Here is a 9,457-nt window from a genome sequence, read left to right as displayed (position 1 = left end):
CCGTCAGGCCGGCTGCCACAGCTCGATGCGGTTGCCCTCCGGGTCGCGCACCCAGCCGAAGCGACCGACACCGTCCATCTCCTGCACCTCGCCGTCCACGTCCGCCCCGTGCGCCCGGAGCTGCGCGAGCATGGCGTCGAGGTCCCGGACGCGGAAGTCCAGCATGGTCCGCTGCGACGCCGACCCGAAGTAGTCCGTCCCGGACTCGAACGCGGCGAAGACCGTGGGCCCGTCCTGCTGGCGCCACAGGCCGTTCTCGTCGAGGTCGAGACCGAGCGCGTCGCGGTACCACTGCCCGAGCGCGACCGGGTCGGCTGCCCGGACGAAGTACCCGCCGATCCCGAGGACGCGCTCCATGCTCCGCAGTCTGCCGCACCGCAGGGCGTAGCGTCCCGCAGGTGCAGCAGGTTCCGGCGTGGCGGCGACACGGCGCGGTGGTGCGCACCTCGCTCGTCATCGGGGCGACCACCGGCGCGTACGGCGTGGCCTTCGGCGCGGCAGCCGCTTCCGCCGGGGCGAGCGCGTGGCAGGCGCTCGCGCTGTCGCTGCTGGTGTTCTCCGGCGGGTCGCAGTTCGCGGCCGTGTCGGTGGTCGGCGCGGGGGGCTCATGGGGCGCGGGGTGGGCAGCCGCGTGGCTCCTCGGGCTGCGCAACGGGTTCTACGGCCTGCGCGTCGCTCCGCTCGTCCGCCGGCACCGGCTGCCCGTGCGCCTCGCTGCGGCCCAGGTGACGATCGACGAGTCGACCGCCGTCGCCGTCGCGAACGAGGCGGACACGACTGCCGCCGAGCTCGGGTTCTGGCTCACCGGCGTCAGTGTCTACGTGCTGTGGAGCCTCGGCACGCTCGTCGGGGCACTGGGTGCGCAGTCGCTCGGGCGCCCGGAGGCGTACGGGCTGGATGCGGCCGCTCCTGCTGCCTTCGCGGCCTTCCTCGCGCCGCAGCTCCGGCGCCGCGGGGTCCTCCCGGTGGTCGTGGTGAGCCTCGTGCTCTGCGCCGTCGCGGTCCCCCTGACGCGGCCGGGGATCCCGGTCGTCCTCGCCGTCCTGCCCGCGCTCGTCGTCGCGGCCCGCCGGAGCGGAGCGCGGGCGTCATGAGCTGGACGTTCGTGCTCGTCCTCGCCGCCGGCGTCTACCTGCCGAAGCTGCTCGGCCACCTCGTGCCGGAGCAGGTGCTCGAAGCGCCTGTCGTGCAGCGGTTCGCCGCGGTCGCCCCGGCCGGGCTGCTGGCCGCGCTGGTGCTGACGCAGACCTTCGTCTCGGGGACGTCGTACGTGCTGGAGCCCCGCGCCGCAGGTCTCGGGGTGGCGCTGGCGGCCGTCGCGCTGCGAGCGCCGTTCCTCGTCGTGGTCATGTCCGCCGTGCTCACCGCCGCGGTGGTCCACGCGCTCTGAGCGCCGGTTAGCCTGCGGGCACCGCACGAGGGGGCAGGGATGGACGAGCAGCTCGCGGCGCTCAACGACCGCGTCGCCACGGCGGTGGAGGCGTGGCTCTCGTCGCCCCGCGACGCCGGGGTCTACGCGCGCCTCGTGTCGGCGGCCGAGGCGCGGCGCGCGTACCTCGCCGTGCAGCGGGCGGCTCCCGCCGTCGTCGAGCCTGCGGGAGGACCGGCGCCGCAGCCGGAGATCGAGCCCGAGCCCGACGACGATGGCGTGGTCCAGCCCGTCCGCGACCTGCTCGGCGGGGATGACGTCCGCACGATGCTCGAGCGCCTGCGACGCGGGGGCTAGGGGCCCGTGGCCGGCCGTCAGCCGCCGAGGCCCGGGCCCCGCACGACGTGCAGCTCGTCGGGCTCGACGTCATGCCCAGCGGCGCAGCGCAGCCGCAGGTGGACCGCGGCCCCGCAGCCCTCGTGCTCCACCCCGATGGTCGCGCGCTCCGGGCCGACCGCCCACGTGTCCCCCCACTCCCGCATGGCGGTGAGCACGAGCACGAGGTCGCGGCCCTTGGTGGTGAGGGCGTACTCGTAGCGCGTGCGGGCCCCCTCCTCGCGGTAGGGCCGGCGCTCGAGGACGCCCGCGCCGACCAGCTCCTTGAGCCGGGCGGCGGCGACCGGCTCGCTGACGCCGACGCGGCGGACGAAGTCGTCGAAGCGCGTGGTGCCGAAGCTCGCCTCGCGCAGCAGGAGGAACGACGACCTGGTCCCGACGACGTCCAGCGCCGCGGAGATCGAGCAGGCCGCGCCGAGCCAGCTGTCGCGGTCCTCGACGAGATCCATGCTGACAGCGTACTCCTCCTGGCTTGCTCTTCCCTCAGTCAGCCACGTACTGTCACTGCTGACTCAAGCCGGACTAAGCCAGGGAGTACGCCATGGAGCTGCAGGGAGCCGTCGCGCTCGTCACCGGTGCCAACCGCGGGCTGGGGCGCCGCCTCGCGGAGGAGCTGCAGGGGAGGGGAGTGCGGGTGTACGCGGCAGCCCGGGACCCGCGCCGCATCGACGTCCCCGGGGTGACCCCGGTGGCGCTCGACATCACCGATCCCGCCGCGGTCGCCGCCGCCGCTGAGCTCGCCCGTGACGTGACGCTGCTCGTGAACAACGCCGGGTCGGCCACGGGTGCGGGACTGCTGAGCGGGTCGCTCGACGACGTGCGCCTCGAGATGGACACGCACTACTTCGGCACGCTCGCCATGGTGCGGGCCTTCGCCCCGGTCATCGAGGCCAACGGCGGCGGCACCATCGTCAACGTGCTGTCCGCGCTCTCGTGGCTGAACTACCCGGGGGTCGGCGCGTACTCCGCGGCGAAGTCCGCGGCGTGGTCGCTGACGAACGGCGCACGCGTGGAGCTGGCCCCGCGGGGCATCCGCGTGGCGGGGCTGCACGTCGGCTACATGGACACCGACATGGCCGCCGGCGTCGACGCGCCCAAGTCCGACCCGCGTGACGTCGCGCGCGCCGTGGCCGACGGCGTCGCCGAGGACGCCTGGGAGATCCTCGCCGACGACGTCTCCCGGCACGTGCAGCAGGGCCTCGCCGGGGGCGTGCCCGCGCTGTACCCGGAGCTCGCGGCCTGAGGTCGCTCTCCCGGCTGCACATGTCGTGCCTCCTGGGGTAGGGGAGCGGCGTGCTCGTGCCAGACCTGCGCCGGTTGCGGCACCACCCTGCCCTCACCGGGCTGGCGCGGGTGGGCCTGGTGGCGCGGGGAGTGTTCTACCTGGTGCTGGCCGCACTCTCGGTGGCGCTCGTCGTCCCCGGCCCGAGCCCGCAGGCCAACGCGAACGGTGCGCTGCGGCGGGTGGCGGCGAACCCTGCGGGGTTCGCGCTGCTCGCCGCCGCGGTCGTCGGCTTCCTGGCGTTCGCCGTGGCCCGGTTGCTCGGCGCGCTCAGCGACGAGCGGCAGGGCGTGTGGAGGCGGGTCAGCACCGGGGGACAGGCGCTGAGCTACGTCGTCCTCGCGGCCACGACGGCGTCCTTCCTCGTGGGCAAGCACTCGACCGGTTCAGAGCAGCAGCAGCACCAGGAGGCGTGGAAGGTGCTCGGCCTGCCCTTCGGTCGCGAGATCCTCGCGGTGGCAGGCCTCATCCTCATCGCGGTCTGCTGCTGGCAGGTCTGGACCGCTGTCGGGGGCGACTTCGCCGACACCCTCCGCACGGAGCGGATGTCCCGGGCCATGCGGGTGGTCACGACCACCACGGCCCGCATCGGGATCCCCGCCCGCGCGCTGGCGTTCGCGCCGATCGGCGTCTTCCTCGTCGTCAGTGCCGTCAGCGGCGACGGCTCGGACGCGAAGGGGCTGGACGCGCTGCTGATGACGACGGCCCGCGCGCCGCTGGGGCGGGTCGGGGTCGTGCTGGTCGCCCTCGGGTTCGTGGTCTTCGCGGCGTACAGCTTCATCGAGGCGCGCTACCGGGCCGTCGAGAGCGGCGGCTGACGTCGGCTCAGGCGCCCTCCGCCAGCGCGGTGAGCCGGGCGACGTACGCGGCCCAGTCGTAGCCCTCCGGCAGGTTCGGTGCCGCCGGGGTCAGGCCCGTCGCGCCGTCGTGCAGCTCGCGCAGGATGTCGGCGTGCCCGGCGTGGCGCGACGTGTCGTCGATCACGCGGACGGCGAGGTGGTGCAGCGTGGCCTCGGCCCGCTCGGCGGGCCAGTGCGCCACCCGCCCGACGGTGTCGAGCGGGAGCTCGCGCAGGGTCTGCTCCGTGGCCACGCCGACCCTCCGGTAGAGCGCGACAGTGGCCGCCGCTGACTCGCCGGCCGTCGCGTACCAGTCGGCCTGCGGGTCGCTGTCGTAGGACTCCACGGGCACGAGCAGGTGCTCGCCGCCGAAGGTCCTGCCGACGCTCGCGCCGAGGTAGGTCCACTCGGTGTTGGTGCAGTGCTTGACGATGCCGAGCAGGTTGGTGCCCGTCGGCGTCCGCGGCATGCGCAGCTCACGCTCCGACAGCCCGTCGAGCTTGGCCAGCAGTCCCTCGTGGGCGCGGGCGAGGTAGTGGATGAGGACCGCTGCCGGGTCCGCGAGGTCGACCATGCGCCCATGCTGCGCCCATCCGTGCTCAAGCGTCCGATGCCCCGTCTCCAGCCGAGGCGGCGGCAGCGCCGGCAGGGTTCAACGGCCGCGGCTCAGCAGCAGGTGCAGGTCCTGGAGCGGGAGCGGACGGTGCAGCAGGAAGCCCTGCGCGTGCGCTCCCACAGCGCCGCCGGCTCGTCGGTGCGCGGTCCTAGGGTGTGGAGCCATGACGCGGCATGTCGACGAGGATCTGCGCGGTGCGGAGTTCCGCGAGTGCGACCTGAGCGGCGCGCGCCTGGTCGGTGTCGTCATGCACGACGTCGTGATCGACGGGTCGGTCAGCAACGTCGTGGTGAACGGTGTGGACGTCACGCCGTACGTCGAGGCAGAGCTCGACCGGCGTCATCCGGTACGGCTGCTGATCCGCTCCGAGGACCCTGCCGACCTGCGCGAGGCAGCGCGTCAGCTCCGTGCTTCCTGGGCGGCCACGACCGAGCGGATCCGCCGAACCCCCGGCATCGAGCGCCGCAGCGTGGACGACGAGTGGTCGGCGGTGCAGACGCTGCGCCACCTGGTCTTCGTCCACGACTCGTGGTTCCGCCGCTGCTGCCTCGGCTCGCCCCGGCTCTTCACGCCGATGGGCATCGGGACGAGCATCGAGCCCTATCGCGGCGCGCACGGGCTCGACCTCTCGGCCGATCCCTCCCTGGACGAGATCGTCAGCGTCCGGGACGCTCAGGCGGCCGAGCTGGAGGCGTGGCTCAGCACGGTCACTGCTGCCGAGCTGGCCGCCCGGGCTCCAGTGCCCGACGGCGATGTCTGGCCGCCGTACGCCCGGGGCCGCTCGGTGCGGCAGTGCCTGCGCACGGTGCTCGACGAGACCTTCGAGCACCACCGCTTCTGCGTCCGCGACCTCGACTGGGTGTCACCCACCGGGCAGGACCCGTCGCACGCAGCGCTCGACGTCAGCACCGGGCACCGGTCGCGCTGACCCGCAGCGCGGGCACGACGAGCACTCCGGGTCCCGGCTGCGTGGTTCCCCCGGCCTCCCGCGCTCAGCCCAGCGGGCCGAGGTCGTCGCGGAGCAGCCGCGGTGCGCGGAACGGCCAGTCCTCGCCCAGCCAGCGGGGCACCAGCTCGTCGAGCGCCCGCTCCACCTCCGTACCGACCAGCCGGTCCACCACCCACCACGAGACGTCCGCGTCGACGCCCGGCTCGCGCGCGGGATCGATGTAGACGCAGCCGAGCAGCTCGGTCTCCCCCTCGTCGAGCAGCGCGTAGTTGAACGACTCGTGCGCGGCGATCTCCGCCTCGTGGTGGGCCAGGTCGTCGAGGTCCTGCTGGCGCGTCATGCCCACTGGCGGCCAGCCCCAGGCGGCGCCGTAGATGCTCCACAGCCGCTCGCGCGAGCCCATGACCGCCGGCAGGTCGATGTCGACGTCGGCCGCGCGGATGGGGCGCAGGTGCTGGCCGGTGGGCAGTTCGACGTGCAGGGGGTGCTCGAAGGTCTCAGGGAGCCACTGGCGAGGGGGGTCGGTCATGGGAGGACCGTGCCAGAGCCGCTCGACGCGCGGGCGGCTTCCCGTCGGCCAGCGCAGCGGGGCGCGACGGGGGCCAGCCGCTGAGGTCGTGGAGCACCGGCGAGCGGGAGCGGATCGATGCCCGGCTTCCGGTGCGCTCCCGGGGTGCGGGTCCCTAGGGTGGGCGCCGTGGAGGTGGGTCCGGAGCTCGCGGTGCTCGGCGCGGTCGAGGCGCGGCGGGACGGGACCGTCCTGCCACTCGGGCCACCGCTCCAGCGCAAGGTCCTCGCGGCGCTGGCTCTGCACGGCGGACGTCCGGTGACGAGGGACGCGCTCGTCGAGCTCGTGTGGGGACAGCGGGCGCCAGCGGCGGCCGACAACACGATCCAGACGTACCTGTCGGGGTTGCGCAAGGTGCTGGAGCACGAGCGGCTCCCGCACGCCCGCGGCGAGGTCATCGTGCGGACGTCCGCCGGGTACGCGTTGAGCACCCCACCGGTCGACGCACTCCGGCTCGAGTCCGTCGTCGCGAGGGTCGACCAGCGGCTCTCCGGCCCGCGCGATGCCACCGGAGTCCTGCCGGCCTCGCTCGTCGGGGACGTCGACGAGCTGCTCGCCGAGCTCGGTACCGCCCTCGCCCTCTGGCGCGGGGCGCCCTACCCGGAACTCGGCGACGGGGACGGAGCCGTCGCCGAGCGGCGCCGGCTCGAGGCGCTGAGGCTGCTCGGCCTCGAGCTCCGTGCAGCGCTCGAGGTCATGACCGGTGGCGCGGCGCGCGCGGCGGTCGACCTGGAGACGATGACGGCGGCCCACCCGCTGCGCGAGCGGTTGTGGGCGCTCCGGGCCATCGCCCTCTGCCGCGCCGGTCGGCAGGCCGACGCCCTGGGCGTGCTCGCCGAGGTGCGCGAGGTGCTCGCCCGCGAGCTCGGGATCGACCCGGGTCCGGAGCTGGTCACGGTGCAGGTCGCGGTCCTGCGGCAGGACCCTGCCGTCGTGCCAGCGCTCCGGTCGCGTCGTCCGGCTCCTCCGGTCGCTCGAGCGCCGTCGGTCGAGCTCGTCGGCCGCCGCTCGGAGTTGGCACAGCTCGTCGACCTGCACGAGCAGGTCGTCAGGGCGCCCGGGCCGCCGGTCGTCGCCCTGGTGACCGGCGAGGCCGGCATCGGCAAGAGCGCGCTCGTCACCGCGCTCGCGCGCCGAGCCGAGGAGCGGGGGACCACTGTCGTCACGGCTCGGTGCCCGGAGGACGCGGGAGCGCCGCCGCTGTGGGCCTGGTCGCAGCTCCTGCGCGGAGCGGGAGTGCGCGTCGCCCAGGAGGAACCCGCCGACGACGTGGGCGCCGGCTACCGCGCCCGGCTCCGCAGCGTCGACGCGCTGCTCGAGGCCACGGGTGGTCCGGCCCTCCTGCTCGTGGAGGACCTCCAGTGGGCCGACGCCTCGACCCTGCAGGTGCTGCACCTGCTCGCCACGACCGAGGGACCGACGCGCCTGCTCCTCGTCCTCACCTGGCGCGCCAAGCCCTCCCCGGCGGTCCGCGAGCTCGCCGCCGCCCTCGCCCGGCGGCACGCGCACGCCCTCGCCCTGCAGGGGTTGGACACCGCGCAGTCGGCGCAGGTCCTCGCCCTCACGAGCGGAACGTCCCCGACTCCCGCCCAGGCGCAGGCCCTGCACGAGCGCACGGGCGGCAACCCGTACTTCCTCGTCGAGCTGGCCCGCGCGGCGCGGGGCGACCTGGACGCGCTCGTCGCTGGCGGCGCCTCCTCCGAGGGCATCACGGCTGCGTTGCGCCGCAGGATCGACGCACTGGGCGAGAAGGCGGCCCGCACGCTCGCCGCGGCAGCGGTCCTGGGGCGCGACGTCGAGGTCGCCACGCTCACAGCGGCGGTCGGCTCGACCGAGGACGAGGTCGTCGAGGACCTCGAGGACGCGTACGCCGCGGGGCTGCTGCAGGAGACCGGGATCGACCGCTTCCGCTTCGCGCACGACCTGCTGCGGGAGACCGCCCGCGCCGGCGTCACCCGCAGTCGTGCGGCGCGGCTGCACGCTGCGGCGGCCGCCGCCCTCTCGACCCGCGGCCTGCCGGGACGCGAGAGCGACCTGGCGCACCACTGGCTGGCCGCCGGCCCTGCCCACGCATCGAAGGCGTGGCGGGCGGCACGCGAGGCGGCGGCGGCTGCCCGGCGGCTGTACGCGTACGACGAGTGCGCGCAGCTGCTGCGGCAGGCGCTGGCCGCGGTCGGCGACGACCCCGCCGCCCTCGCCGAAGACCGGTGCGACCTGCTGCTCACCCTGGGCGACGCGCTGCGCCTCGGCGCGCAGTGGCTGGACCTGCGACCGGTGGTCCATGAGGCGCTCGCGGCGGCGCAGCGGCTCGGCGACCTCGAGCGGGTGTTCACGGCGGCCACCCTGCCGACCGACGGCGCCTACTGGCTGGCGAGCCCGTACGGCCAGGTCGACGAGGTCGTCGTCGCGGCGCTGCGCCAGCTCCTCGAGGCGCTCCCTCGCCACGACGACCCCCGCCGCTGCCGCGTGATGCTCAGCCTCGCCAGCGAGGTGTACTACGCCACGGGGAGCGCGGAGCGCGAGGCGCTGGTCGACGAGGCCGTGGCGATGGCGCGCCGCCTCGGGGATGACCGGCTGCTGCTGACCGCCTGCCTGGCCGGCGCCACCTCGGTGTGGCGCAGCGCGCGCTCGGAGGAGCAGCTCGCCCTGGCCGTCGAGGCGGTGGCGCTCGCGCGCACGCTGCAGCTGCCGCTCGCCCTCGCGGACGCGCTCACGGTCCACGTCGCGGCGGCCAACGACCTCGGCCTCGTCGAGGAGCTGCCCCAGGCGCTGGAGCTCGCGCGCTCCCAGGCCCGCGAGCTCGAGCTGCTCTTCAGCCAGCTGCTGCTCGACGGCATCGAGATCGGCTGGTGCGCCGTGCGCGGCGAGCACGACCGGCTCGAGCAGCTCGCCGCCGGCATGGCGCGGCTGGCCGAGCCCATGCACCTCGCTCAGCTGCAGAGCAGCGCGGCCGCCGTGGCGCTCATGCGGCTCTGGTGGTCCGACCGCGACGAGGAGCTGCTCGCCGTCGTCCGCGCCGGTGAGCAGGCGGCCGGCGTCCCCGTGAGCGCCTTCGTGGCCGTCGTCCTGTGCCGCACCGGCCGCCTCGAGGAGGCCGCGGCGTACGTCGCGCGGGGCCTGCGCATCGAGGAGGACGACTGGCTCTCCCCGGCGATCTGGAGCCTCGCCGCCGAGTGCGCCCTGCGCCTGCGCGATCCCGCCCTCGCGTCCGCGGTGTACGGACGCCTCCTGCCCCTCGCCGGTCGCCCCGCCACCGCCGGGTCCGGCATCGTCGTCGGCCCGACGGACGCCTTCCTCGCGATGGCGGCCCTCGCGGTCGGTGAGCGGGACACCGCCTCCCGCCACGCGAGTGCCGCCGAACGCGTCGCCGAGCGCTGGCGAGCAGAGCCCGTGCTGCGGTGGGTGGCCCGGTTCCGCGAGGAGTGGGCCGTCTAGCCG

The 9,457-nt window shown here is 75.1% G+C and carries 11 protein-coding genes; 7 read left to right on the top strand and 4 right to left on the bottom strand.

The genetic code is table 11. The features are described from left to right. Positions 1-3 precede the first annotated feature (3 nt). Positions 4-357 carry a VOC family protein gene (locus EV189_RS17870; protein WP_130494354.1) on the bottom strand — a complete coding sequence of 118 codons (354 nt, stop codon included), beginning with the start codon at positions 355-357 and terminating at the stop codon, positions 4-6. A gap of 41 nt (positions 358-398) precedes the next feature. Here EV189_RS17870 and EV189_RS17865 point away from each other — a divergent pair, with 41 nt between their 5' ends. Genes EV189_RS17865 through EV189_RS17855 form a run of 3 tightly spaced genes read left to right on the top strand, consistent with a single transcriptional unit; the run spans position 399 to position 1,726 of the window. Then, positions 399-1,094: an AzlC family ABC transporter permease gene (locus tag EV189_RS17865; protein ID WP_130494353.1), complete on the top strand. Its 696-nt coding sequence runs from the start codon at positions 399-401 to the stop codon at positions 1,092-1,094. Further along, entirely contained in the window at positions 1,091-1,390 is a 300-nt protein-coding gene (locus tag EV189_RS17860; RefSeq protein ID WP_130494352.1) for an AzlD domain-containing protein, read from the top strand. Before EV189_RS17865 ends, EV189_RS17860 begins: the two co-directional genes overlap by 4 nt. 39 nt (positions 1,391-1,429) lie before the next feature. After that, positions 1,430-1,726 (top strand): hypothetical protein, encoded by a 297-nt coding sequence (locus tag EV189_RS17855; protein ID WP_130494351.1) that lies wholly within the window; start codon positions 1,430-1,432, stop codon positions 1,724-1,726. 17 nt (positions 1,727-1,743) lie between these two features. Here EV189_RS17855 and EV189_RS17850 read toward each other — a convergent pair whose 3' ends face one another. Then, a complete protein-coding gene (locus tag EV189_RS17850; RefSeq protein WP_130494350.1) occupies positions 1,744-2,214 on the bottom strand; it encodes a winged helix-turn-helix transcriptional regulator in 471 nt (156 codons plus the stop codon). A 92-nt stretch (positions 2,215-2,306) separates the two neighbouring features. Here EV189_RS17850 and EV189_RS17845 point away from each other — a divergent pair, with 92 nt between their 5' ends. Together EV189_RS17845 and EV189_RS17840 are read left to right on the top strand one after the other, a co-directional pair. After that, complete coding sequence (locus tag EV189_RS17845) at positions 2,307-3,008, top strand: SDR family oxidoreductase (RefSeq protein ID WP_130494349.1); 702 nt, start codon at positions 2,307-2,309, stop codon at positions 3,006-3,008. 50 nt (positions 3,009-3,058) lie between these two features. After that, on the top strand, positions 3,059-3,865 hold the full coding sequence (locus tag EV189_RS17840) for a DUF1206 domain-containing protein (RefSeq protein WP_130494348.1): 807 nt from the start codon (positions 3,059-3,061) through the stop codon (positions 3,863-3,865). 7 nt (positions 3,866-3,872) lie between these two features. Here the strand turns inward: EV189_RS17840 and EV189_RS17835 are convergent, their stop codons facing one another. Then, on the bottom strand, positions 3,873-4,460 hold the full coding sequence (locus EV189_RS17835; protein WP_130494347.1) for a DinB family protein: 588 nt from the start codon (positions 4,458-4,460) through the stop codon (positions 3,873-3,875). A 205-nt stretch (positions 4,461-4,665) separates the two neighbouring features. On the opposite strand from EV189_RS17835, the gene EV189_RS17830 reads away from it, so the two are divergent. Then, positions 4,666-5,430 carry a DinB family protein gene (locus EV189_RS17830; protein WP_130494346.1) on the top strand — a complete coding sequence of 255 codons (765 nt, stop codon included), beginning with the start codon at positions 4,666-4,668 and terminating at the stop codon, positions 5,428-5,430. 64 nt (positions 5,431-5,494) lie between these two features. On the opposite strand, the gene EV189_RS17825 is transcribed toward EV189_RS17830, so the two are convergent. Continuing rightward, the gene (locus EV189_RS17825) at positions 5,495-5,980 is read right to left on the bottom strand and encodes an N-acetyltransferase (RefSeq protein WP_130494345.1); all 486 of its coding nucleotides are present in this window, start codon (positions 5,978-5,980) and stop codon (positions 5,495-5,497) included. A 168-nt stretch (positions 5,981-6,148) separates the two neighbouring features. Between EV189_RS17825 and EV189_RS17820 the strand changes: the two genes are divergently transcribed. Continuing rightward, on the top strand, positions 6,149-9,454 hold the full coding sequence (locus tag EV189_RS17820) for a BTAD domain-containing putative transcriptional regulator (RefSeq protein ID WP_165400373.1): 3,306 nt from the start codon (positions 6,149-6,151) through the stop codon (positions 9,452-9,454). Positions 9,455-9,457 lie beyond the last annotated feature (3 nt).

Source organism: Motilibacter rhizosphaerae, from assembly GCF_004216915.1.
Taxonomy (GTDB): Bacteria; Actinomycetota; Actinomycetes; order Motilibacterales; family Motilibacteraceae; genus Motilibacter; species Motilibacter rhizosphaerae.
Note: the sequence above shows the minus strand (reverse complement) of the source record. Positions and strands in the feature narration are given on the sequence as shown.